The sequence below is a fragment of the Microbispora sp. NPDC049633 genome, assembly GCF_040675265.1.
GTDB classification, from domain to species: domain Bacteria; phylum Actinomycetota; class Actinomycetes; order Streptosporangiales; family Streptosporangiaceae; genus Microbispora; species Microbispora maris.
This window is the reverse complement of record NZ_JBFAOO010000072.1, coordinates 1-23,472: the sequence shown is the minus strand read 5'-3', so window position 1 is coordinate 23,472 and position 23,472 is coordinate 1. Positions and strand designations below refer to the sequence as shown.

Annotated in this window: 24 protein-coding genes and 2 pseudogenes; 13 read left to right on the top strand and 13 right to left on the bottom strand. The window is 69.1% G+C overall.

Annotated features, from left to right (window positions below; genetic code table 11):
- Nucleotides 1–438: 438 nt before the first annotated feature.
- Nucleotides 439–642: pseudogene (locus AB0J39_RS19955) on the top strand (transcriptional regulator); the annotation flags it as partial.
- A 48-nt stretch (nt 643–690) separates the two neighbouring features.
- Here AB0J39_RS19955 and AB0J39_RS19950 read toward each other — a convergent pair.
- Together AB0J39_RS19950 and AB0J39_RS19945 are read right to left on the bottom strand one after the other, a co-directional pair.
- The gene (locus AB0J39_RS19950) at nt 691–1,146 is read right to left on the bottom strand and encodes a hypothetical protein (RefSeq protein WP_363466684.1); all 456 of its coding nucleotides are present in this window, start codon (nt 1,144–1,146) and stop codon (nt 691–693) included.
- Between the two features lie 134 nt (nt 1,147–1,280).
- Nucleotides 1,281–1,919 (bottom strand): FCD domain-containing protein, encoded by a 639-nt coding sequence (locus AB0J39_RS19945; RefSeq protein WP_363466681.1) that lies wholly within the window; start codon nt 1,917–1,919, stop codon nt 1,281–1,283.
- 84 nt (nt 1,920–2,003) lie between these two features.
- On the opposite strand from AB0J39_RS19945, the gene AB0J39_RS19940 reads away from it, so the two are divergent.
- A complete protein-coding gene (locus AB0J39_RS19940; protein ID WP_363466679.1) occupies nt 2,004–3,260 on the top strand; it encodes an MFS transporter in 1,257 nt (418 codons plus the stop codon).
- 917 nt (nt 3,261–4,177) lie between these two features.
- Nucleotides 4,178–4,483, top strand: coding sequence for a hypothetical protein (locus AB0J39_RS19935; RefSeq protein ID WP_363466677.1), 306 nt, complete (start codon nt 4,178–4,180; stop codon nt 4,481–4,483).
- Between the two features lie 170 nt (nt 4,484–4,653).
- Here the strand turns inward: AB0J39_RS19935 and AB0J39_RS19930 are convergent, their stop codons facing one another.
- Nucleotides 4,654–5,586, bottom strand: coding sequence for a MerR family transcriptional regulator (locus AB0J39_RS19930; protein WP_363466674.1), 933 nt, complete (start codon nt 5,584–5,586; stop codon nt 4,654–4,656).
- Nucleotides 5,587–6,100: 514 nt separating this feature from the next.
- On the opposite strand from AB0J39_RS19930, the gene AB0J39_RS19925 reads away from it, so the two are divergent.
- From AB0J39_RS19925 to AB0J39_RS19915, 3 genes are all read left to right on the top strand, one after another.
- Nucleotides 6,101–7,378 carry an extracellular solute-binding protein gene (locus AB0J39_RS19925; RefSeq protein ID WP_363466672.1) on the top strand — a complete coding sequence of 426 codons (1,278 nt, stop codon included), beginning with the start codon at nt 6,101–6,103 and terminating at the stop codon, nt 7,376–7,378.
- Between the two features lie 72 nt (nt 7,379–7,450).
- Nucleotides 7,451–8,407, top strand: a complete 957-nt coding sequence (locus AB0J39_RS19920; protein WP_363466669.1) for a sugar ABC transporter permease — start codon at nt 7,451–7,453, stop codon at nt 8,405–8,407.
- Between the two features lie 10 nt (nt 8,408–8,417).
- A complete protein-coding gene (locus tag AB0J39_RS19915) occupies nt 8,418–9,260 on the top strand; it encodes a carbohydrate ABC transporter permease (RefSeq protein ID WP_363466666.1) in 843 nt (280 codons plus the stop codon).
- A 60-nt stretch (nt 9,261–9,320) separates the two neighbouring features.
- On the opposite strand, the gene AB0J39_RS19910 is transcribed toward AB0J39_RS19915, so the two are convergent.
- From AB0J39_RS19910 to AB0J39_RS19900, 3 genes are all read right to left on the bottom strand, one after another.
- Nucleotides 9,321–9,752, bottom strand: a complete 432-nt coding sequence (locus AB0J39_RS19910) for a hypothetical protein (RefSeq protein ID WP_363466663.1) — start codon at nt 9,750–9,752, stop codon at nt 9,321–9,323.
- A gap of 158 nt (nt 9,753–9,910) precedes the next feature.
- Nucleotides 9,911–11,518, bottom strand: coding sequence for an ABC-F family ATP-binding cassette domain-containing protein (locus AB0J39_RS19905; RefSeq protein ID WP_363466660.1), 1,608 nt, complete (start codon nt 11,516–11,518; stop codon nt 9,911–9,913).
- A gap of 620 nt (nt 11,519–12,138) precedes the next feature.
- Complete coding sequence (locus AB0J39_RS19900; protein WP_363466657.1) at nt 12,139–12,696, bottom strand: DinB family protein; 558 nt, start codon at nt 12,694–12,696, stop codon at nt 12,139–12,141.
- A gap of 94 nt (nt 12,697–12,790) precedes the next feature.
- Between AB0J39_RS19900 and AB0J39_RS19895 the strand changes: the two genes are divergently transcribed.
- Entirely contained in the window at nt 12,791–13,744 is a 954-nt protein-coding gene (locus tag AB0J39_RS19895) for a YafY family protein (protein WP_363466655.1), read from the top strand.
- A gap of 19 nt (nt 13,745–13,763) precedes the next feature.
- Here the strand turns inward: AB0J39_RS19895 and AB0J39_RS19890 are convergent, their stop codons facing one another.
- Complete coding sequence (locus AB0J39_RS19890) at nt 13,764–14,939, bottom strand: hypothetical protein (RefSeq protein ID WP_363466652.1); 1,176 nt, start codon at nt 14,937–14,939, stop codon at nt 13,764–13,766.
- Between the two features lie 40 nt (nt 14,940–14,979).
- Nucleotides 14,980–17,250 (bottom strand): LLM class flavin-dependent oxidoreductase, encoded by a 2,271-nt coding sequence (locus AB0J39_RS19885; RefSeq protein WP_363466649.1) that lies wholly within the window; start codon nt 17,248–17,250, stop codon nt 14,980–14,982.
- A gap of 92 nt (nt 17,251–17,342) precedes the next feature.
- Here AB0J39_RS19885 and AB0J39_RS19880 point away from each other — a divergent pair, with 92 nt between their 5' ends.
- Nucleotides 17,343–17,855 carry a MarR family winged helix-turn-helix transcriptional regulator gene (locus AB0J39_RS19880; RefSeq protein ID WP_363466646.1) on the top strand — a complete coding sequence of 171 codons (513 nt, stop codon included), beginning with the start codon at nt 17,343–17,345 and terminating at the stop codon, nt 17,853–17,855.
- 24 nt (nt 17,856–17,879) lie between these two features.
- Here AB0J39_RS19880 and AB0J39_RS19875 read toward each other — a convergent pair whose 3' ends face one another.
- Nucleotides 17,880–18,068, bottom strand: a complete 189-nt coding sequence (locus AB0J39_RS19875; protein ID WP_363466643.1) for a hypothetical protein — start codon at nt 18,066–18,068, stop codon at nt 17,880–17,882.
- On the opposite strand from AB0J39_RS19875, the pseudogene AB0J39_RS19870 reads away from it, so the two are divergent.
- Together AB0J39_RS19870 and AB0J39_RS19865 are read left to right on the top strand one after the other, a co-directional pair.
- A pseudogene (locus tag AB0J39_RS19870) lies at nt 17,992–18,225 on the top strand (hypothetical protein); the annotation flags it as partial. The gene AB0J39_RS19875 and the pseudogene AB0J39_RS19870 sit on opposite strands and share 77 nt — an antisense overlap.
- Nucleotides 18,226–18,250: 25 nt before the next feature.
- Nucleotides 18,251–18,490, top strand: coding sequence for a hypothetical protein (locus tag AB0J39_RS19865; RefSeq protein ID WP_363466641.1), 240 nt, complete (start codon nt 18,251–18,253; stop codon nt 18,488–18,490).
- An 11-nt stretch (nt 18,491–18,501) separates the two neighbouring features.
- On the opposite strand, the gene AB0J39_RS19860 is transcribed toward AB0J39_RS19865, so the two are convergent.
- Complete coding sequence (locus AB0J39_RS19860) at nt 18,502–18,948, bottom strand: Lrp/AsnC family transcriptional regulator (RefSeq protein ID WP_363466638.1); 447 nt, start codon at nt 18,946–18,948, stop codon at nt 18,502–18,504.
- Between the two features lie 93 nt (nt 18,949–19,041).
- On the opposite strand from AB0J39_RS19860, the gene AB0J39_RS19855 reads away from it, so the two are divergent.
- Together AB0J39_RS19855 and AB0J39_RS19850 are read left to right on the top strand one after the other, a co-directional pair.
- On the top strand, nt 19,042–19,893 hold the full coding sequence (locus AB0J39_RS19855) for an LLM class flavin-dependent oxidoreductase (RefSeq protein ID WP_363466636.1): 852 nt from the start codon (nt 19,042–19,044) through the stop codon (nt 19,891–19,893).
- A complete protein-coding gene (locus tag AB0J39_RS19850; protein WP_363466634.1) occupies nt 19,890–20,315 on the top strand; it encodes a nucleoside deaminase in 426 nt (141 codons plus the stop codon). Before AB0J39_RS19855 ends, AB0J39_RS19850 begins: the two co-directional genes overlap by 4 nt.
- Before the next feature lie 7 nt (nt 20,316–20,322).
- Here the strand turns inward: AB0J39_RS19850 and AB0J39_RS19845 are convergent, their stop codons facing one another.
- The 3 genes from AB0J39_RS19845 to AB0J39_RS19835 form a co-directional block, all read right to left on the bottom strand.
- Nucleotides 20,323–20,871 carry a dihydrofolate reductase family protein gene (locus AB0J39_RS19845; RefSeq protein ID WP_363466631.1) on the bottom strand — a complete coding sequence of 183 codons (549 nt, stop codon included), beginning with the start codon at nt 20,869–20,871 and terminating at the stop codon, nt 20,323–20,325.
- A gap of 108 nt (nt 20,872–20,979) precedes the next feature.
- Nucleotides 20,980–21,519, bottom strand: a complete 540-nt coding sequence (locus AB0J39_RS19840) for an NUDIX hydrolase (RefSeq protein ID WP_363466628.1) — start codon at nt 21,517–21,519, stop codon at nt 20,980–20,982.
- A 38-nt stretch (nt 21,520–21,557) separates the two neighbouring features.
- Nucleotides 21,558–22,106, bottom strand: coding sequence for a dihydrofolate reductase family protein (locus tag AB0J39_RS19835; protein WP_363466625.1), 549 nt, complete (start codon nt 22,104–22,106; stop codon nt 21,558–21,560).
- Nucleotides 22,107–22,404: 298 nt separating this feature from the next.
- Between AB0J39_RS19835 and AB0J39_RS19830 the strand changes: the two genes are divergently transcribed.
- The coding region (locus AB0J39_RS19830) for a BTAD domain-containing putative transcriptional regulator (RefSeq protein ID WP_363466622.1) at nt 22,405–23,472 on the top strand (1,068 nt) is incomplete at its 3' end.

Genomic DNA, 23,472 nt, shown 5'->3' with positions numbered 1-23,472 from the left:
CGGCGAGACGCACCCGCAGAGCCGCGGTGACGATGTCCGGGAAGGGCAAAGTGGCATCGGAAGCCTGTGTCTTCGTTTCGCGGTGCAGGAGTTTGCCGTTGACTCGCTGGATCTGCCGGCCGATCGTCATCTCCGCCCGGTCCAGATCCACATCTTCCCGGCGGAGCCCGAGCACCTCACCCAGGCAAAGCCGGAGCACGAGGACCAGGACGTAGGCTGCGGCCTCTCCGGGCCGCTCCCGGCCGCGCCGACGCCAGCCGCACCCGAGCAGGGATGCGAACAGGAGACGAGAACCAAGAAGGCCTTGGGGTGGCTGCCGCGAACCCCGGGGCCTTCGACTCCGAGAGAGGAGCCACGAGCTGTCGCCGTAGCCGGCTGAGCTGGAAGCCCTGATCGGCAGACGAGAGATCAGGGCGCGGCCTCGCGAACGCTGAGTTCGCCGCAGTGCGAGACAGTGTGGAAATCAGCGACGCGATGCTCTCCAAACAGGTGGCGCTGCTGGAGAAGGCGGGTTACGTCCACGTCGAAAAGGGGCGCGTCGGCCGGCGATCGCGTACGTGGCTGTCACTCTCGGACGAGGGGAAGGCGGCGTACGCGAGGCACATCGCGGCGCTGCGAGCCATCGCCGATCTCACCGACTGACGTCGGACCAACCGGATCGTCCTGCGGCGCGGCGCAGGTGTCGGCCGCCTACGTGCGGCGCTGAGACCGGCGCTCCATGTCGGAGACCGGGTGCCGCTGCTCAACCGACCGCCAGGAGTGATAAGCCCCGCCGTACCCGACGACTCGCAGCAGGCGACATGCCTTGGCGGCCGTGGACACCGAAACGCCTTCGTCTATGAGGGCGGCACGCCATGAGCGGACGAGCGCTGTGGTGAGCTTGCCTACCGGCACCTCACCGAGGCCGAGAACGATGTGTCGCTCAAGGAGCCGGGTGTAGAGCTCGACCGTCTTGAGCCGCAGGCCCGGCCGCACTTCGATCCAGGTAAGGGCATGCTCGCCGAGCAGGACTTCGCCGCGATCGGGGTCCGTCCACTCCCCTGAGATCATCTGCGCTTCGACGAGCGTGAGTGCGCGGTCGGCGTCCGTCTGCGTGGCATAGGCCGTGGAGCCCGTGTGGATACGACCCCGGCCGGCGTCCCGCAACCGCCGGCGACCTGGAGGCCGCGCGGCAGATCTCAGGAGTATGTCAGCACGATCATCGGCCTGCAGTGCTTCGCGTTGCGGGGCATCGTCATCGTCGGAGACGCCTCGCCCGAGCGGGGGAGGCGATTGCTGATTCAGCGCATGAAGGGTTTGAAGATGGCAACCACCTTCGCGGCAGCACGGTCGGCGTCCCCGTCCGCGATCGCCTCGACCAGCTCGTGGTGGTGCCGGTGTGCCGCGTCCTCGTCCTCGCTCTTCTCGTCGCGCATGTGAGCAGCGAAGACGTCGAGCATGCTGGAGTACAGCTTGACGTAGAGAGGGTTGTGCGTCGCCGCCACGATCGCGTGATGCAGGGCGAGGTCCGCGCTCGCTCGCAGGTCGAGATCATCGGTCGACCAGCTCGCTTCTCGACGGTCGCGCAGCTCGCGCAGCAGCTCGACGTCGGCATCCGAGCGATTCAGTGCGGCCAGTGACGCTGCGGCGCTGTCGAGGCTAAGGCGTAGTTCCAGGTAGTGGCGACGGGTGCCACCGGCGAGCTGACGTTCAAGAGTGCCTGTCAGCTCGGAGCTGGAGATGACGAAGGTGCCGCGGCCCTGCTCACGGCGCAGCAGACCTGCGTGCACCAGCGACTGCAGTGCCTCGCGCACCGTGTTCCGACCGATCCCGAACTCCGACACCAGTGCGGCCTCGGTCGGTATTCGCTCACCGACCGGCCAGCGTCCGGAGACCACCTCCTCGCGGAAGCGCTCGGCGGCCTGCTCGATGAGCCCCACTCGACGCATCGACTGTGGCGTGCCAGAATCTCCGTAACTCATCCCATAATCCCATCATCTGCTGACCTTACACCGGAGTATAACGTGACATCGCTCTCCGCACCGGTCGTTCCGATGCATCGTGGGCGTCTGACCTTGTGGGCCGGACTAGCCATCGCCCTGACAGCGGTCAACCTGCGAACGGCCGTGACCGGGTTCACGCCGCTCCTGGAGATCATCGGATCCGATCTCGGCTTCGGGGTGACGCTGTCCGGCCTGCTCGGCACTGTGCCGGCGGCGTCCTTCGGCATCTTCGGGTTCCTCGCCCCAGCGGTGACGAAAAAGTTCGGACTCGAGCGCACGGCCACTGTGGCGCTGGGCCTGACGGCACTGTCGCTCCTGATGCGCGCCTTCTCTCCGACGCCCTCGTTGCTGGTGCTTTCGACCGTGCTGGCACTGGCCGGAATCGGAGCCGCGAACGTCGTGGTCGTTCCGTTGGTGAAGGCCTGGTTCCCCGATCGGCTGGCCCTGTGGACGTCGCTTTACCTGATCCTCCTGCAGACGGGCCAGTTCAGCGCCCCGCTCCTCGCGGTCCCGGTGGCAGAAGCGGCGACGTGGCGGCTCTCGGTGGGTATCTGGGCGGGACCGGCTGCTGTGGCTGCTGTGGTCTGGTTCGTCCTGGCAGTCAAGCTGCCCGCCGATCACCACGCGCCCGCGGCCGTGACGGCGACCGATGCGGGACCGAGGATCAGCCGATCATCAACCGTCTGGGGCCTGGTGATCCTCTTCGCGATGATGTCGCTGTCCAACTACGGGATCATCACGTGGGTCCCGGCAGTGCTCACCGACGCAGGAGGCAGCGCGGCCCTGGGCGGCTCCATGGTCGCGTTCTACTCGGCATGGGGCATGCTCGCGGCCTTGGTGGTTCCACACCTGGCCACGCGCATGGTGAACCCGTTCATCGTGGTCGTCGGATGCGCGATCTTCCTGGTAGCGGGATACCTGGGCCTGCTCCTGTCCCCGCTCGACGGCACGCTGACATGGGTGTGCGCGCTGGGAATCGGGGTGAGCACCTTCCCGCTCTGCATGACCCTCATCAACCGTCGAACCAAGAGCCCGCAGACAGCCTCTGCAGTGTCGGGCTTCGTTCAGGGCATCGGCTATGGGCTGGCGTGCTTGGGCCCGATCGGTCTGGGCCTTCTGCGCGAGGCGACCGGATCATGGTCGATCCCGCTCCTGGTGCTCGCTGCGAGCGCCATCCCAGGGGTGATCGCCGGGTGGTTCGCCTGCCGTCCTCGCTTCGTGGAGGACTCTGCGCCACAGCCGGCGAAGCGCGACGCTGACCAGCAGCCACGACGATAAGAGAGGCGACCCGGAAGCCGGCTTCGCGGTTGCGGTAGGCGCCGACGGTTTCGACGTACTCGCGGCGGGTGCCGGCGTGTTCGGGGTGTGCCGCCGCGCAGGGTGCCGAGCCGTGCGCGGTGGGTGCGGCGACCTGTTCCAGCCGGTCGTCGCGCATCACCATCGGCTCGGGTGCGCCGGTCCCGGCCGTCGGCGGGACTCCGGGCCGTCGCACCCCAACCGCTCCCGCGGTCGCCTCATCGTGGCCGATCACCGTACGTGGCGGGGGCGATCGACGATGCAGACGCCAACGAGCGATACAGCGCGACCCTAATAGCCGCGTTCCGCATAATTCGATGGTTCTGGAAGTCCCGGAAAGTTTGATCTGCAGGTCAAGGCATTTGGGGCTGCTTTCATGGGTCGGTATTTCCTGAAGACCGATTATCTGGATTCGGCTGCGGTGGCCTGGAAACAGCTCGTTCTGTCTGAAGCCGTGTACGTGGCCGGAGGTGTTGTTCACCTCCGGCAGGGGGGACGAATCAAACGGTGAGGCGAGCGCTGGTCGCCAACCATGCCATCCTCGAGCTGCTCGCGCCCACGACCACTGAAGACCGGCCCGGCCGTCGGCGTGGCTGGACGGCGGCGTCTACCCCGATCTGGTCACGGTTATCGACGACGAGCTGACCGCTGTTCCCCTTGCCTCGCATACCTTTCACGCAGTGGAACTACGCCATCGAGTGTGGACGGGCAAACCGGCCCATACCAGCAATCGAAGATCAACTCAATGGGTAATTCTTGGAAGCACTCTTAGTCATGTGCTCCACCATGAGGACGACGGCCGCCAGATTCCTGTGACCAAATGGTCAATACCGCCGCTATATCGATCTGCGCTAAATCTATATCGATCGATCAAATGCCCGTTCCTCGTAAGGAGAAGCATGCGAAAAGTCACGTGGCTCCGCCGGCTGGGCCTCGTCTCAGCGGTGGTGGCGGCCGGTCTGGCAACCACGCCCATGGCCGCGCACGCGGACGGCTATGACACTCCCCGCAGCGCCACTGTTCTGGGGGCGGGCAACACCTACGCGGCCGGGATAGCGGCGGCCGAACAGCGGGCCCGGCAGGCCGTCCTCGCGGTCGGCCACGACTGCACCCCTGGGACCTACTACAACCAAGGGGTCTATTCCTCTCCGGGTGGCGGCACGTGGGTCTTCCAGTCCACCCACAGCGCGATGTGTGTCGACTGATCAAGTTCCACCACAACGGCCTCCGCCGGGGATGCCGGGGCAGGGTAGCCCGGCTGCTCCAGGCGGAGGCCGTTCCACGGCAGGTAGTACATGGCCACGGCATCTACGCGATGGAGTCCAGGGGCGGCATGCACGCTTTGCGCATCGCAGGATGCCACGGCGCCCGCCGGTTACAACGGGAGGCGGGCGGCTCGGCTGTGGACGCGAAGAGCGGCGATCAGCCAGGTGAAGGCGGGCACAGCCGGTGAAGAGGGCTCGCGCCCGTTGAGCACGGCTATCAGTTGCCAATAGCGCTCGACTTGGGGGTCGGCGACAATCTCAAGCCACCGTTGCAGTTCGGTGCGTTCGTTGCTCGGCATATCGGGCTTGATGATGTGGTTCAGAACTGCGCGGCCTTCGGCCGAGTCCGGTGCGATCGATTCGGCTATCGCCCGGCCGGCGTGCTCCAGAGTCGGTGCCCGGAGCTCATAGCCGTAGCGCGCTGCGACCGATGAGTCATCGCTCAGTGCGATCTGCTGGAGCCGCTGCCGGAAGTCTTCGCTGTTGACCAAGTCGGTCAGTTCGATCCAGGCGTCGACCTGGCGCGGCGTCGGATCGTCCGGCAACTCATCGGGCAGCTCCCGCATCCACTGCGCGACCACCTTGGCATCGTCATCCAGCGTGATTCCCGAGAATGTGTTCTCGACGAACTTGTCTATGAGGTGCTGCCGCTGTGTCGCGGACAATCGGGCAAGTTTGTGCGTCATCATCGCCTCCTCGGTTGTGCCGCCGCGCGTGGCGATCGTGCGGAGTACGGCGCGGCGAAGCTTGAGAGCCTTGATTTCCGCGTCCAGCGCTCGGGCGTGTATGTCGGCCACCTCGGCCACCGTGGTTTGCCGCGCCAGTATCTTCTGGACCGCGTCCAGCCCGATGCCGAGTTCGCGCAGGGTGCGGACCAGATCAAACCGGGCCACGCCAGCGGCGTCGTACAGTCGGTACCCGCCGGTAGAGCGGTCGGTGGGCACTACGAGGCCGCTGTCGGACCAGAAGCGGATGGTGTGGACCGAAAGACCGGTGCGCCGAGCGATTTGGCCTACCGTGTAAAGCTCTCTTCCGTCACTCACGAGAACGAGCCTGCACCTTCGAGCCACTCGAGACTCAAGCCGCAGGTCGTCTTGAGTGCGGGCCATCACCCGTCCTCGCCGGGCGCGGTCTCCGATCCATGTGGGTGCCGGATCTCTCCTTCGGTTCCGGTGATCTGCCAGGCAGGCCGCTTCCGTCTTCTCGGTGGAGGGGCGTCAGGCTTCCGAAACTTAAAACCGGCGCGCCGATTGTTTCAGACAGATGGCCCCAAGAATATTGACGCTCAGGTCGGCAGAGGCCTAGTGTCCTGGATCAATGATCGACATGACATCCCGAAAGTTTCATCAGCATGAGTGATGTCAGAAGGCTCTGCAGGTGAAACACCGGGTCGGCATGGCGGTGCTGAACTGTCCGGCGCTCGCGGTCCGGAGCGTGAAGTAGCACGGCACCGTCGCCGTCCTGCACACGTAGGAGGTGCCCGGCGAGCGCAGCGCGTTCTCTCGGTGCCGGGTCGCACATCACATCCCTGACCACAGCAAGCGAAAAGAGGTCGCCGTGAAGTTTCGCAACGTCTCAGCGGTCGTGATCGCCGCTACCGCGGCCCTCAGCATGGCGGCGTGCTCAGGCTCGTCGTCCGGGACTTCCTCCGGCGCGTCGGACAGCTCGTCGTTCGAGTTCTGGTCGTTCACCGGGATCGACGCGAAGGGGTCCGCCGCCGAGTACAAGGCGAAGAGGCCGGACATCCAGATCAAGCTGACCGAGGTGGGGAACGCGCAGGAGACGGCGCAGGCGCTCACGACGGCGCTGGCCGGCGGCAAGGTGCCCGACCTGGTGCTGATCCAGGGCGACGACCTGCCCAAGTTCGTCCAGCAGCCGCAGAACTTCGTCGACCTGCGCACGATGGGCGCCGACAAGATCAAGGGCGACTACCTCGACTGGGTGATCAGCCAGCCCACGGCCAAGGACGGCTCGATCATCGGCATCCCGACCGACGTCGGCGGCATGGCCATCGCCTACCGCGCCGACCTGTTCAAGAAGGCCGGGCTGCCGACGGACCGCGAGGAGGTCAGCAAGCTCTGGCCCACCTGGGACGCCTTCATCGAGACCGGCAAGAAGTACACGGCGGCCACCGGCAAGGCGTTCGTCGACAACGCCGGCGGGAGCGTCTACTCGCAGGTGGTCAACCAGGGGCAGGAGAAGTACTACGACCCCGCGGGCAACCTGGTGTACGAACGGAGCCCCCAGGTCAAGGCCGCCTTCGACCTGGCGCTCAAGGCCGTGGCCGCCGGGATCACCGCCAAGCAGAGCACCTTCACCGAGGGCTGGAGCGCCGCGATGAAGAGGGGGGACTTCGCCGTCATCGCCGCACCGGTCTGGATGCTCGGCTCCATCCGCGACAACGCCCCCGACACCAAGGGCAAGTGGGACATCGCCACGATCCCCGGCGGCTCGGGCAACTGGGGCGGCAGTTTCCTCGCGATCCCCAAGGGCGCCAAGAACCCCAAGGCCGCCTGGGAGTACATCGCCGCCACACAGTCGCCGCAGGGCCAGCTCGACCACTTCTCCAAGGCCAGGTCGCTGCCCGCGACTCCGTCGGTCTACAAGGACCCGAAGCTCACCTCCGCCAAGGACGAGTTCTTCTCCGGCGCACCGGTCGGCACGATCTACACCGACTCGCTGCTCGGCCTCAAGCCGTTCCTCATCGGCCCGGACAGCACCACGATCGGCACGGAGTTCACGAACGCCATCACCAACGTCGAACAGGGCAAGGGTGATCCCGCGAAGGCGTGGGACGCGGCGGTGACCAACATCAAGACCGCGATCGGCGGCTAGGAACCTTCGCGAGCGCCGCCCGGCGCGGGCCGTCCCCACGGCACGCGCGGGCGGCGGGGAAGTGAGCAGACCGTGACGACGAGCATCAGCCCCACCAAGGCGGGCCTGCCCCCCGCTCCGCCGGTGAAGGCGGCGCGCCGCGGTTTCACCGAGATCGTTGCCCCCTACGCGTACATCACCCCGTTCTTCGTGCTCTTCGCGGTGTTCGGCCTCATCCCGCTGCTGTTCACCTTCTACGTGGCGCTGTTCGACTGGAACCCGATCGGCGAGCACGTGTTCGTCGGCCTGGACAACTTCGACCGGCTGCTCGGGGACGTGCGGTTCTGGAACGCGGCGCGCAACACCGTGAGCATCTGGCTGCTGTCCACCGTGCCGCAGTTGCTGGTCGCGCTGGTGCTCGCGCACCTGCTCAACCACGCGCGGCTGCGCCTCGCGGTGTTCTTCCGCATGACGATGCTCGTGCCGTACATCACCTCGGTGGCCGCTACCACCATCGTGTTCGTCCAGATGTTCGACCGCGACTACGGGTTGCTGAACTGGCTGCTCGGTCTGATGGGCTTCGAGCACATCGACTTCACCCAGTCGGTGATGGGCAGTCATGTGCTGATCGCGGTCATGGTGACCTGGCGGTGGTTCGGCTACACGACGCTCCTCTACCTGGCTTCCCTGCAGGCCGTTCCACGGGCGATCTACGAGGCGGCCGCCGTCGACGGGGCCGGAAATGTGCGGCAGTTCCTGCACATCTCCCTTCCCGCGTTGCGGCCGGTCATCGTGTTCACGATCGTGACCTCGACGATCGGCGGGCTGCAGATCTTCACCGAGGCCCTGCTCCTGAACCGCGGCGCGGCCAACACCTGTGGGCCGATCCGTCAGTGCCAGACGCTCACTCTCTTCCTGTTCGAGCAGGGGTTCATCCAGTTCAAGTTCGGTTACGCCGCGGCGATCGGCGTGGCGCTGTTCGTGATGGTCGTCGGGTTCGCCGGCCTCAACTACTTCCTGTCCACCCGGATCCGCCCGGTCAAGGGCTGAGGGGGCGATCATGAGCATGACGAGACCACGCTCCGGCGATCGTGTCCGATGGTGGACCTACGCGCTGCTCGCGCTCGCCGCCATCGCCTGCCTGTTCCCCCTGTACTGGATGTTCATCGTCGCCACCACCGACACCGCGACGGCGACGACGCTGCCGCCCGAGATCGTGCCGGGCGGCAACTTCTTCCACCTCGCCGGCCTGGTGTTCTCGACCGTGCCGTTCGTCCGGTCGATCATCAACAGCCTGGTCGTGGCCGGGACGATCGGCGTGGGCCAGGCGGTGCTGTGCGCGCTGGCCGGTTTCGCGTTCGCCAAACTGCGCTTCCGCGGCCGCAACGCGCTGTTCCTGATCGTCGTCCTGACGATGACCGTGCCGACCCAGCTCGCCATCGTCCCTCAGTACATGATCATCTCTTCGCTGGGCTGGGTGGACACGCTCCAGGCGCTGATCGTCCCCGGCCTGGCCAACGCCTTCGGGATCTTCTGGATGCGCCAGCACATATCGTCCACCATCAGCGACGAGATCCTCCAGGCGGCCCGCATCGACGGGGCGTCGACCTGGCAGATCTTCTGGCGCGTCGCCTTTCCGCTGGTACGCCCCGCCGCCTTCGTCCTCGGCCTGCTGGGCTTCGTCACCGCGTGGAACGACTTCCTGTGGCCGTTCGTGGTGCTCAAGTCGCCGGAGATGTACACCGTTCAGATCGCGATCAAGGCGCTGCAGAACAGCTTCAACATCGACCTTGGGCTCGCCATGTCCGGCTCCTTCCTCGCCACCCTCCCGCTGCTCGTCCTGTTCGTCTTCGTCGGGCGGCGAATGGTGGCCGGGATCATGGACGGCGCCTTCAAGGGCTGAAGCGCCCCAAGCGGCAGGGGCCGGCCACCTCGCCGAGCGAGGCGGCCGGCCTGTTCCGAGTCAGGCCACGGTCTGCTTCTCGTTCCAGGTGTAGTAGATGTAGGTGCTGCCGGGCCCCGTCATCGTGCCGTAGACCTGCCAGAAGCTGTTGGGGCCGAGCGAGTAGCGGATGATTTTGTCTCCGGGCCGGTCGTCCACGAACACGCTCTGTGTCCCGTTGTTCCAGATCCGTACCTCGATGGTGAACGTCGAGGTGTCCGGGATGTCGAGGCAGACCTCGTACGTGTACGTCAACGGACCGCCGATGTTGTAGCTGTGGCCGTCCACCGCCGGCCGCTCGACGTTGGTGGGGACGTAGCTGTTCAGGACCCGGGTGTACTCGCCCGTGGAGCAGTCGACCGCAGGGGAGGCCGCGGACGCGGGACTGATGCCGGTGAGCGTGGCGCCGAGGACGCCGGCGGCGACTGCGAGAACGGAGATGGTGCGCTTCATGCCTCTCCTCATCCGTGCAGTGACCCTCCAACCAAGTAGTTGAAGGCTGAACTGATTCTGACGCGATCAACGTATTTGGACAAGTACGGGCAAATATTCATACTTGTTCGAGTAAAGATCCCTGGCCGTCGGTCGTCGTCGCGGTCGGTCCAGCGCGGTCAGACGCCCAGGTCCCGGCGCTGGTGCATCCGTCCGTTCCCGTCGAGTTCGATGACGGTGCCGACGCCGATCCGTTCGAGGAACGCGAAGTCATGACTGACGATGAGCAGCGCGCCGCGGTACGCGTCGAGGGCTTCGGCGAGTTGCCCGACGCTGGCGATGTCGAGGTTGTTCGTCGGCTCGTCCAGGATCAGCAGTTGGGCAGGCGGCTCGGCCAGGAGGAGCCGGGCGAGCGAGACCCGGAAGCGCTCCCCGCCGGAGAGCGTGCGGACGGGGCGGTCCACGCTGTCACCACGGAGCAACAGCCGCGCGAGCTGGTTGCGGATCGTGCCCGCAGGCGCGTCCGGGGCGACGGCCCGCACGTTCTCCATCGCGCTGGCGTCTTCGTCGAGCCCGTCCAGGCGCTGCGGAAGGAAACCGATGAGTTCGGTCATCAGGCGGCCGTGCGGTCGCCCGGGCGTCGGCCCGGCACGGCGCACGAGCTGCTCGATCAGAGTGGACTTCCCGGCACCGTTCGCGCCGACGAGCGCCACCCGTTCCGGGCCCTGGATCACGATGGTCCGGCCCTCGTCCTCCAGCTCCGCCAGCCGCCGTCCGCGCGGGACGTCCGGGTCGGGCAGCACCAGATGGATGTGCTCCTCGTCGCGGACGCGTGCGTCCGCGGCGTCGACCGCGGCCTGCGCGGCCTGGACCTTGTCGTCGAGTGTCGAGCGGAGTGATCCCGCGGACGCCTGGGCCTTGCTGGCGCGGTTGCCGGCGAGGATCTTCGGGATGCCGCCGTCCTTCTGGGTCTTCTTCCCCGTCCGCTCGCGGCGCGCCAGCTTCGTCTCCGCCTCGACGCGTTGCCGCTTCTCGACCTTGAGCGCCTGCTGAGCGGAACGAGCGGCCTGTACGGCGGCTGCCTGCTCTTGCTCCTGGTGCTCCTTCCATGCGCTGTACGGGCCGCCGAACGTGGCCAGGGTGCCGCTGTACAGCTCCGTGGTGTTGTCCATGTGCTCCAGCAGTTCGAGGTCGTGGCTCACGACGACGAGCGTTCCGGGCCACTGGTCGACGAACTCGGCAAGCTTGGCGCGCGTGGCGCGGTCGAGGTTGTTCGTGGGCTCGTCGAGCAGGGTGATCGGAGTGCGGCGGACGCGCAGCCCGGTGATCGCGATGAGCATGCCTTCGCCACCGGATACCTCGGTGACGCGGCGGTCGAGGTCCGCGGCGGAGAATCCGATCTGGTGCAGGGCTTCGTCGGCACGGGACTCGATGTCCCAGTCGTCACCGATCGCATCGAAGTGGCGTTGGTCGACGTCGCCGGACTCGATCGCCTTGATCGCGGCGAGGGTCCCGTGGATGCCGAGTAGCTCGGCGACGGTGGTGTCCTGCCGCAGTGTGAGCGTCTGCGGCAGGTAGCCGACCTCGCCCACGACGTCGATCTGCCCGGCGGTCGGGTGCAGGTCACCGGCGATGAGCCGGAGCAGGGTGGACTTGCCTGCGCCGTTGCGGCCGATCAGTCCGGTCCGGCCGGTGCCGAAGGTGCCGTTGACCCCGGCGAGCGCGACGGTGCCGTCGGGCCACTCGAAGGTCAGATCACGAAGGGTGATGGCGGATTTCGTAGACATTCCGGTGTTTCTCTTTCCCTCTTCCGCCGCCCGCGCGGTGTGGCATGGCGATGCCTTCGTGGACGGGTCGCGGGAGCCGGCGTAGCTGGCAGGACAACCGGCCACGGGGCCGTGTGCCGACGCGGGCGAGAGGTTCGACCGGAACGGGCACGAGTCACGCTCCTGCGGCAGGGGAGCCGCTACCCGGACGCCGGGCAGGAGGAGGTCGCGTACCCGGCAGGTCGTGGTCGCGCGTTCGCGCACCCGGGATCGAGGCCGGTGCGATGCGAACGTGCCGGCGAGATCACGCGACGGTGTCATCGCCCGGGACGGGCGGACTCACGCGCGTGCGTTGCGAAACGATCATTCACTGGTACGGACGATGCCCCGCACAAGTGAAGCCACCGGCAGTTCGGTGGCTAGGCCCTGTCCACTTCGATCAGTCCCATGCCCGGCACCTTACCAGCCCTCGCGTCTCGCCCGAGCGCGGCCGGCGGGGCACGACCACGGGGCCGCCGGTCAGATCAGGTCCAGCACTCCTGCTCTCTGGCCACCGCTTTCCTCACCGGTGAGCCGCGCCATGGCGGGGATAGTTTCGGGCAGGCCCTCGGAGCAGGGCCTGCCCGTCCTCGGATCGCGTGTCAGCCCATGCTCTTGGCGCCGTCCAGGGACTCGCGGATGATGTCGGCGTGGCCGGCGTGCTGGGCGGTCTCGGAGACGATCTGCATCAGCACCCGGCGGGCCGACCATCGCGCGCCGGCCTCGAACCAGGGGGCCTTCGGCAGCGGCTGGGCCGCGTCCAGATCGGGCAGGGTGACCACCAGCTCGTCCGTACGGCGGGCCACCTCGGCGTAGGCGGCCAGCAGATCGGCGAGTGTCTCGCCGGGCAGCATCCGGAACTGCTCGGCCCACACGGCCCAGTCGGCCTCTGTCATGGTCGTGGCGTCGCCCATCGCCGAGGGGCCGTTCGAGATGAAGTCCGCCCAGCTCCGCTCGACCAGGGTGACGTGCTTGATCAGGCCGCCGAGGCAGAGCTCGCTGGCGGTGGTCCGCTGCCCGGCCTGTTCGTCGGTCAGGTCGCGGGTGGTGAGGCGCAAGAAGTGCCGGCTCTGGGCCAGCGCCGCCAGGATGTCCGCGCGCTCACCGCTGATGGCCGGCGCGCCGGTGAGGCCGGGAGTGCTCAGCTCGTTGACGGTCACAGTCGTCTGCCTTCCGTTGGTCCGCTCGGTCGAGGACCACGCTAGGAGCCATAACGGTCACTTCCTGACCTGAATCGACGAGAGAATCGCGACCATGGCGAACACCAGCACGCGGACGCTGCGGCTGCTCTCCCTCCTTCAGACTCACCGCTACTGGCAGGGCATCGAACTGGCAGAACGACTCGGAGTTTCCGTACGCACCCTGCGCCGGGACATCGACCGGCTGCGTGAGCTGGGCTACCCGGTCGAGGCGCAGCGCGGTGTCGACGGTGGTTACCAGCTCGCCGCGGGCGCCGCGCTGCCGCCACTGGTGATCGACGACGAGGAGGCGGTCGCGCTGGCCGTGGGGCTGCAGACCGCCGTCCAGGGGGCGGTGGAGGGCATCGCCGAGTCCTCGGTGCGGGTGCTGGCCAAGGTGGTGCAGGTGATGCCCACCCGGTTGCGGCACCGGGTCGAGGCGCTGCGCACGATGACCGTACCCGCCGGGTGGGACGGCCAGGCCGCGACGAGCGTCGACCCGGACGTGCTCACCACGGTCGCGCTGGCGTGCCGGGACCATGAACGGCTTCGCTTCGCCTACACCCCCGCGGACGGCCGGCGTACGGACCGGCACGTCGAGCCGCACCGGCTGGTCCGGCTCGGACGCCGCTGGTACCTGGTCGCGTACGACCTGACCCGGCACGACTGGCGCAGTTTCCGGGTCGACCGGCTGGCCGAGCCCGAAGGTAGTGGCTCCCGGTTCCGTCCCCGGGACCTGCCCACCGGCGACGCCGCCGAGTTCGTCCGCGCCGCCATGGACAACCTGCCCCGTCCGTACCGGGTGGAGGCGCTCGTCGAGGCTCCGGCGGTCACGGTGCGCGGGCGGATCGGCAACTGGTGCACGGTCGAGGAGGTGGACGCCGAACGCTGCCGGGTCCGGATGGTCACCCACTCCCTGCACTGGCCGGCCATGGCACTGGGGATGGCCGGCGCGGAGTTCCGCGTCCTCGCCCCGCCCGAACTGCGCGACGAGATCCGTGAGTGGGGGGCCCGCTTCCAACGGGCCTGAGGTCCCGCCGCGAGTCGCCCTACCAGTCGCGTACGGCGTCCACGCCGGCCGCGAGCATGTCCGCCGCCGATTCGAGCCGTACGCCGAGAGCCTCTTCGGCGTCGCTCACCATGACGTCGAGGGCGGCGAAGAGTTCCTCGCGTTCCTCGGTCTCGATGAACCCCGTCCGGCGATCGAGCAGGTTGAAGCCCTCGCCGTACTCGCGGCCGATCTCGTACAGCCGGGCCGGCCGGTCCTCCTGAGAGCCGTCGGAAAGCGCCGCGATCAGTGCCGCCCGCGTCTTCCTGTACTGCGCCACGGCCTTCTTGAAGCAGGTACTGCTGATCTGCTCGCGACCGTCCCAGTCGCGCAACGGGTTGCCGCGGTTCTCCGCGACCCATTCGGGTTTGCGGGCAGCGGTGATGTCGACGTAGGTGCCGTACGCGACCTGTGGGCGCCATCTCGACCGCATCGCCACGGCGTACTCGTGCGGGATGCTGCGCAGGCACAAGAACTCCAGCGTGGGAACGCGTTCGGGCAGCAGAACATCGGACGCGCTCATGCCGAAGAGATCGGTGATCCACAGCTCTCGAAGCGACGCCAGCCGGTTGAGACCCGACGCGTGGACGAGCAGGCCGAGGTCGCCGGACAGGCAGAGCGTCCTCAGCTCGGGAAAGCGCTCGGCGAGCCGATCGCAGTCGAGCGACTCGACCTGTGTGACGCGCAGGTGACGGATGTCTCGCCGGGGTTCGCCGGGATCGCTCGTCATCCGGTCGAAGTCGGCGCCTGTGGTGATGCTCACCTCGCCCGGATCCGGCCAGGGGCCGTGCTCGCCTCTGCCCCAGCGCCTCTGCTGAGCGAGCTGGTCGCCGAGCCGCCAGCCTATGGAGTAGCTCTGTGAGGGTGTGGTGCACAGCAGCGGCAACGAGCCGATGACCTTGTAGCTGCGCGGAAGGACCCACTCGTAGTTGCAGTGAGATGGGCCTTTTAACGCGTTCGCGTGCGTCAGCACCAGGGGCGACACCTCGCCGAGGTCCGCCACCGAGGCGGGTTCCGGCCCCGACCAGTCCAGCTCGAGCACTCCCGCCGTCTGCCAGTCCGGGTTGAGGTCGGTGATCTGCGCGGCCGTCCACGCGCCGAGAGACTCGGAGAACGTCGCCACGACGTCCCCCGGTGCGATCGGCCGCGGGGGCGAGGTCGGTTTCCGGCCAGCCATGTCCGAAGGGTAGTAGGCGAACGGATCACTCGCACGATGCTCAGTCGACGGCCGGTTGGATGGGGAAGTTGGCGCGGAACACGTTGTCCGGGTCGTAGGCACGTTTGACCTGCCGCAGCCGGGCGAGGTTGGCCTCGCCGAACGCGTCGACCAGCCGCTCGGGCCGGGTGTCGGTGTCGAAGGACAGGTAGAGGCCGTCGGTGTACGGTGCGACCTCGGCGTCCCACGCGGCGTTCAGGGCCGGCTGCGTGGCGCCCATGGCGGTGAGCAGGAAGTTCTGGTGCCGGTGCGGATAGGCCGTCGCGTCGGGAGCCAGGTCGTGCGCGGCGCCGCCGGTGGCGCGTATCTGCAGGAAGTAGGACAGCCCGGAGCGTGCGATCCTCTCGAAGGCGCGGCTCACGTCGCCGTCCAGGTGCGTGACCAGACCGGAGCGTACGGCGGGGTCGCCGCCGCCGGTGTGGTGCCTGTCGGCCGGCTGCACCACGCCCGAATAGGGCAGCACGTATCCCTGGTGCCCCAGCAGCGGGCCGGCCTCGGCGAGCCGCTCCAGCTCGTGCACCGCGGTGGTGGTGTCCGCGCCGGCGTAGACCGTCATGAGCTGCGCGACCGCGTCCTGGCCGCGGCGCGGCGGGGACAGGATCAGGAAGCTCGTCAGCTCACGCGGCGCCTTCTCCACGGCCGCGCCCCAGCGCTCGAGCAGCCCGGCCGTGTCGCGGGCGTCCAGGGTCATCTGGGAGAAGACGACGTCGCCGAGCTCCATCGCCTCGACCTCGACCCAGGTCACCACCCCGAGGTTGCCCCCGGCGCCGCGCAGGCCCCAGAACAGGTCGGGGTTCTCCTCCCGCGAGGCGTGCAGCACCCGGCCGTCGGCGGTCACGACCTGCGCGGCGACGACGTGGTCGATCGTCAGGCCGAATCGGCGCCCGAGCAGGCCGATCCCGCCCGTGGTCGCGAGGCCGCCCACGCCCACGCCGCCGTAGTCTCCCGAGCTGATCGCCCATCCGTGCGGCGACAGGGCCTCGGCGACCGCGCCCCACGTCGCGCCCGCGCCCAGCCGCACCCGGCGCGTGGCCGGGTCGACGACCTCGACGGTGTCGAGCGCGCCGACGTCGAGCACGATGCCGCCGTCGTTCGTGGAGCGGCCGCTGATCCCGTGCCCGCCGGAGCGTACGCCGAGCGGCACGTCCTGGGACCGGGCGTACGCGAGCCCGTCCACGACCTGGTCGACGGTCCGGGGGCGCAGCACCAGGCCGGGGGACCCGGCGCGCAGGTAGTTGTGCCGCACGGACTCGTACGCGCGGTCTCCGGGCTCGACGGCGCCGGCCGCGAGGCTCGCCGGGACCTTGTCGTAGTCGATCCCGTCGCGGCGCAGTGCGATCGCGGCCGTTCCGCGGCGGGCGGCCGCGGGGACGGTGCCCGTTGCGGCCCGCTCACGCGCCACCGCGTCGCGTACGGCGGGGGCGATCTCCTCGCCGTACACCTGGATGAACCGCGGGTCGTCGGTGCCCAGGATGAACGTGCCGATGCCGTCCTCCAGCGCCAGCGCGGTCAGCTCCTCCACCCACTGCTCGACCGGCCCCTGGAGGAAGCCCTGGCGGGTCTCGGCGACCGCGCCGCCGATGTTCAGCAGGCGCCGCACCAGCGCCGGCTCGCGCCCGGCCTCCGCGGCGGCCTCGTCGATGACCTCGTTGCCGCGCCGCAGGTCGCCGTCCTTGAGATAGGCGAGCGAGGGCAGCCAGCCGTCGGCGTCCCGCGCCACCAGGCGCAGCATCCGCGGCTTGTAGGCGCCGACCCAGATCGGGATGTCGTGCGCGGGGGCCGGGCCGCGCTTGGCCCCGGCGACGCGGTGGTGCTCGCCCTCGACGCGCAGGATGCGGCGCTCGCGCACGTCCCAGACACCGCGGATGATCTCGATCGCCTCCTCCAGCGCGGTCACCGACTCGGCGGGTGTCAGGCGGGTGCCGCCCATCGACTCGATCGCGTCCCAGAAGGCGCCCGCGCCGATGCCGAGCGCGAACCGGCCGCCGGAGAGCAGGTCGAGCGACGCCGCGGCCCGGGCCAGCACCGCCGGCGGGCGCAGCGGCAGGTTCAGCACGTTGCCCGAGACGGTGATCCGCTCGGTCTGCGCGGCGACCCAGGACAGCAGCGTCCAGGTGTCCAGGAACCCCGGCTGGTACGGATGATCCTGGAACGTCACGAGATCCAGCCCGGCGGCCTCGGAGACCTGGGCGAGCCGGACCGGTCCCCGCGGGTCCTGGTTCTGGGGTGTGAGGAACGTGCCGAAGGCCAGATCGTGGCCGTAGTCCGTCATGCCGGGCCTCTCCGCAGAAGTAATCTGTCCAACAGACTATATGCGGCACAACTTATCGGAGAGTCAGCGTATTCCGGGTTAGGGTGGACGGTGTGACCGCGCGCGAACAGACCGACACCCCGACGCCGTCCACGCAGGGATCCGTGCTCGGGTGGTCCCTGACCGTGCTGCTGAGGGAGTGGAGCACGCGCGTCGAGGACATCTCGCGTGACCTGCCGCACGGGGTGCGCGGCTACCAGGTGCTCTCCGCGGTCGTCCACGAGGCCCCGCCGACGCAGGCCGCGCTCGCCGCCCGCCTCGGCATCGACCGCACCGTCATGACCTATCTGCTCGACAAGTTCGAGGGGTGCGGTCTCGTGGAGCGCCGGCAGGACCCGGCCGACCGCCGCGCGCGGCGCATCGTGCCGACCGAGCATGGCCGGGGTGTCCTCGCCGAACTCGACGCGCGCGTCGCGCGGGCCGAGGACGAACTGCTCGCCGGGCTCCCGCCCGAGGACCGGCGCGTTCTCCTGGCGCTGCTGGAGCACGCCGCCACCGGGGCGGCTCCCGGCGAGGACCGCTGCGCCGCCGTCGCGGCGTCGGCCGCGCTGACCCGGGAGCCGTGACACCGAACCGTCCGCGAGCGGCGGCTAGTCGGTCCGCTTGTCCTGGAGTTCCGTGGTGGCCTCCAGGTACGCCTCGGCGGCGCGGGCGAAGTAGTCGAACAGGACGGCCTGTTGCTCGGGCGAGTAGCCCTGGACGATTGCGCCGATCTTCCGGCGGGCCGGAGCGAGCGCGCCCGCGACCGCCGTCCGCTCCGGCGACACGGCCGCCGTCATCGCCGTCCTGGACCGCCTCGCCGCCGCCTGGAACGCGGGGGACGGCGCCGCCTACGGCGCCGAGTTAGCCGTGGACGCCACCTACATCACCTACGTCGGCACTCTGTACGTCGGCGCCGCCGAGATCGGCACCGCGCATCAGGCCCTGTTCGGCAGCTTTCTCAAGGGCACCCGGCTCGCCAGTGAGATCGTCGGCATCCGCTTCGCCGGCCCCGGCTACCGCTCTGGTCGTCACCCGTGGCGACGTCCACAAGGGCAGGCCCGGCAAGCTCGGGAAGATCCAGACCTACACCGTGGTCCGCCAGGCGACCGGCGAATGGAAGGTCGCCGCCTTCCAGAACACCAAGCACAAGGCCCTCATGGAGGCCATCTCCTTCAGGGCTCAGCCCGCCACCAAGCCCGCCAGCAGGCCCGCCGCCTGACCGCGCGGACCTCACGGGGCCTGCGGTCCGCGATACGGCAGGGTCTCGCTGTAGACGATGTTGGTCGTGGTGCTGCCGAACTGCGCCAGGTCGTCCACCACCTTCTCCAGGTGGGCCATGGACGTCGCGGCGACCTTGAGCGTGTAACAGTCGTCGCCGGTGGTGCGCAGGCACTCCAGGATCTCCATGCGCTCGCCGAGCAGCCGGTGCAGCGGCTCGTGCCGGCTGCCCGGATACTTGAGCCGCACCACGGCGAGCACGGCGTATCCGGCCTTCTCCAGGTCGACGACCGCGCGGTATCCGCTGATGACGCCGGCCGCCTCCATCCGCCGTACCCGCTCGGTCGTCGCGGAGGCGCTGAGGCTCACCCGCCGGGCCAGCTCGGTGAGCGGCACGCGGCCGTCGCGCTGCAACTCGGCCAGGATGGACCAGTCCGTCACGTCAAGAGTCTCGGCCATCGGCCGAATATACCGGGGAATCCACGGCCGAACGCCCTTCAAGCAGGGCGTTCTTTCTTCCGTACGGCCCGATCACCTGAATAGGCTGGACCGGTGAAATTAGGCGTCAACGTCCCGAACTTCGGGCCGGGCACCCGGCCGGACGTGCTGCGCGGCTGGGCCGAGACGGTGGAAGGGCTCGGGTTCGACCTGCTCATGGTCTCCGACCACGTCGTGGTCACCCCGGACGTGGCCGAGCAGTATCCCGCGCCGTTCTACGAGCCCTTCACCACGCTGTCCTGGCTCGCCGCGATCACCACCAGGATCAGGCTCGGCACCACCGTGCTGATCGTGCCCTACCGGCACCCGCTGCTGACCGCCCGGATGGCGGCCAACCTCCAGCAGCTGAGCGGGGGGCGGCTGGTCCTCGGCGTGGGGGTCGGCTGGGCGCGGCAGGAGTTCGAGGCGCTCGGCGTGCCGTACGAACGGCGGGGGGCGCTGACCGACGAGCACCTGCGGGCGATCCGCCTGGCCTGGCGGGACGAGGAGGACTACGGCGCCGGGCGCATCCCGATCTGGGTCGGCGGCGGCAGCGACGCCGCTCTCCGCAGGGCGGTGCTCCTCGGCGACGCGTGGCACCCGCTGAGGTTCACCCTCCCCTGGCTGGACGAGCGGATCGACCGGCTGGCCGCCGTCGCGGAGAGCCTGGGACGCCCCGCCCCCGCGTTCGCCCCGCGCATCCTGCTGCGGCTCACCGGCACCCCGGTGGCCGGTGAGGGGCGCCGGGCCGGCGAGGGCAGCCTCGACCAGGTCATGGACGACCTGGAACGGCTGCGCCTCCTGGGCGCCGAGACCGTACTGCTCGACCCCTTCCAGGGGGACCCCGATGAGACGAACCATCCCGAGACGGCGTGGCACATGCTGGAGGCAGTGGCCGCCGCACACAGAGGAGCGGAGCATTCATGACCCCCGACGACGAGAAGTTTCTCCGCAGGGCGATCGAGCTGGCCGCGCTGGCCCGGGCGGGCGGCAACCCGCCGTTCGGCTCGCTGCTGGTCGGCCCGGACGGCGACGTGCTCGCCGAGGAGCACAACACGACGCTCACTGAGTCGGACATCAGCGCCCACCCCGAGCTGAAGCTCGCGCGCTGGGCCGCCCGTGAGCTCGATCCGGCCGCCGCGGCCGCGACCACCATGTACACGAGCTGCCAGCCGTGCGGCATGTGCGCGGGCGCCATCGAGCGCTCCGGGCTCGGCCGCGTCGTCTTCGCCCTCTCGGGCGAGCAACTCGCCACGCTGAAGCCGCCGGCCGGCCCGCCGTCCGTACGGCAGGAGGGGCCGGCGCTCTTCGACGAGGCGCGCCTACCCGTCGAGGGCTACTACGCCTGACGCGCCGTCAGCCGGCGTCCGGGACGTAGCTGAGGTTGAGCACGCCGGTCTTGAAGGTCTCGGACTTGACCAGCTTCAGCTTGTGCGTCGGGGTCTCCTCGAACAGCCGCTGCCCGTGGCCGACGACGATCGGGTGGACGAGCAGGTTCAGCTCGTCGAGCAGCCCGTTGGCGAGGAGCCACCGCACGGTCGTCGCGCTGCCCGACATCTGGAGGTCGCCGCCCTGGACTCGCTCCTTGAGCTCGCGCAGCCTCGCCGCGACGTCGCCGTTGACGACGGTGGTGTTGTTCCAGTCCGCCTTCTCCAGGCTGCTGGACACCACATACTTGGGGGCGCTGTTGAAGGCCGCGGCGATCTCCGGGTCCTGGTCCGTCGTCGTCCAGTACGCCGACCACTCCTCGTACAGCGTGCGGCCCATCAGCATGCCGGCCGAGTTCTGCATGCCCGCCTGGACCACGGCGCCCATCTCGTCGTTCCAGTACGGGAAGTGCCACTGGTCGGGCGACTCGACGACGCCGTCGAGGGAGATGAAGAAGTTCGAGACGATCCTGGCCATGTCCTCTGCTCCTTTTCCATGTGCGGTGGCTGCGAACAGGAGATTAGGCGGCGCCGCTCGCCCGGGTCTTGTACAGAAACGACACGGCCCTGCCGTACGGCCACACGGTCACGCGCGGCGGAGCCGCCAGAGCATGTAGGCGGCGACGGACGACGAGTCGCTGACGGCGCCGTCGAGGATCATCTGCTCGAACTCGGTGCGGTGCACCCATCGCTGGCGCATGTCCTGCTCGGTGTGCTCGCGACGGGGCTCGCCCTTGGTGAGGCCGGTCGCCAAGTAGACGTGCAGCCCCTGGTCGGTCATCCCGTGGGCGTTGTCCATGCGCCCCAGATGGCGCAGCCGGTCGGCCCGGAGCCCGGTCTCCTCCAGCAGCTCGCGCCGGGCCTCGTCCTCGCGGGTGTCCGCCTCGGCCATGCCCTGGGGGAAACTCCACGAGCGGCGGCCGATGGGGTATCGGTACTCCTCCACGATGTGGAAGCCGTCGTCCTCCTCCGGCACGATCAGGACGAAGTCGGGCCTGACCACGTAGCCGTACAGGCCGGGGGAGCCGTCCGGGCGCTCGATCGCGTCCTCCCGTACGGTCATCCACGCGTTGCGGTAGACGACTCGGGAGGAAACCTGCCGGATCACGGGCTGCGCTTCGGTCACGTGGCCGGATACTACCGACGCCCGGACGGTCGCGGCGGTCACTTCTCCGTGGGCTGGTAGGCGAGGGACAGCACGCCCGTCGGGAAGGTCTCCGAGGAGGTGAGCTTCATCGGGATCTCCAGGCCCTCCTCGAACAGCCGCTGGCCCTTGCCGACCACGATCGGGTGGACCAGCAGCCGGAGCTCGTCGAGCAGGCCGTGCCGCATCAGCGAGCGGACGAGGTTCGTGCTGCCGCTGATGCCGATGGTCCCGCCCGGCTGCTGCTTGAGCTTGGTGATCTCCTCGGTCAGGTCGCCGCCGACGAGGGTGGAGTTCCGCCATTCGGCGGTGTCGAGGGTCGACGAGACGACGTACTTCCGGATGTTGTTGATGAAGCCGGCGAAGGGGTCGTCCGCGTCGGTCTTGCCCGGCCAGTAGGCCGCCCAGGCCTCGTAGGTGACCCGGCCCATCATCATCGCGTCGGACTCCGTCATCAGTGCGCCGACGGCCGCGCCCATCTCCTCGCTGAAGTAGGGGAAGTGCCACTGGTCGGGCGCCTCGACGACACCGTCGAGGGACATGAAGAAGCTGGCGACGATCTTGCGCATCTGGATCTCCTCTGTCTCGCGCTTGCGTGGCTCCAGACTCGCAGCCGACGAGTTGAACTGTCAAGACAAATTTAGTTTTCGGGAGTGCGCGGGCGCGGACCGAGGAGCCGGATCCGGGCGAGGCCCGAGCGGCTCGGACCGAGCATCGGACGGGCTGGTATACGTGCCGTATAGCCCTTGATGAAGGCGCGCGCGACGGCATGGCCCGGACGTGGTCACGGCCTTTACCGGCTCGTTGACAGGGCGGGCGGTGATCCTGGATTCTGCACTCCCGTGTCCGGACAGAGGCGGAATCTGGGTGGAATTTCATGTTCTGGGGCCGCTCAGCGTCTCCCGCGATGGCCGCCTGACCCCCGTCGGCGGAGCGCCGAAACTCCGGCTCACCCTGGCCGCGCTGCTCTCCAGAGCGGGCCAGCCCGTGTCCGTCGACTGGTTGATCGCCGCCGTCTGGGGCGACCGGCCGCCGGCGTCCGCGCGGCGCAACGTCCACCTCTACATCCACCAGCTGCGGCGGGAGTACGGCGCCCACGTCCTGCCCGGGCGTCCCGGCGGGTACGCGATCGTCACCGACGCGCTCGACGCGGCACGGTTCCGCGGCCTCACCGCACAGGCGAGCGCGGCCCTTGAGCAGGGCGACCTCGAAACCGCCGGAGACCGGCTGCGCGCGGCGCTGGACCTGTGGCGGGGGCCGGCGTTCGCGGAGTTCGCCGACTGCCCGTTCGTCGCCGACGAGGCCCGGCGGCTCGAGGAGTCGCGGCTCACCGTGTACGAGCGGCTGGCCGAGACCGAGCTCGCTCTGGGACGGCACGCCGAGGTGGCCGCCGAGCTCGCCGGCCTCGTCGAGGAGCATCCGTACCGGGAGAGCCTGCACGGGCACCTCATGCTCGCGCTGTACCGGTCCGGGCGTCAGGCCGAGGCGCTGGAGGTCTTCCGCCGGGCCCGCGACCTCCTGAACGCCCAGCTCGGCATCGAGCCCGGCCCCGTGCTCCGGCGTCTGCACGAGGCGATGCTCCGCGGGGACGAGGACCTCCTCCCCGCCCTGGCCCCGGACCCGGCCGCGGAGCGGCGGACGGGCGACTGCCCGTACCGGGGGCTGATGGCGTTCCAGCCGGAGGACGCGGAGTGGTTCTTCGGCCGTTCCCGCCTGGTCGACCGGCTGCGCGAACTGGCCGGCCGGCTGCCCGTGGTCGGCGTGTTCGGCGCGTCGGGAAGCGGCAAGTCGTCTCTGCTGCGCGCCGGCCTGCTGGGGTCCATGCCCGGCGGAGACGGACAGGGGGCGCTCTCGCGGGGGTTGCTCATGACGCCGGGCGAACACCCGATGGACACGCCGGTCGCCTTCGCCACCAGGTCGGCCAGCGTGTCCATC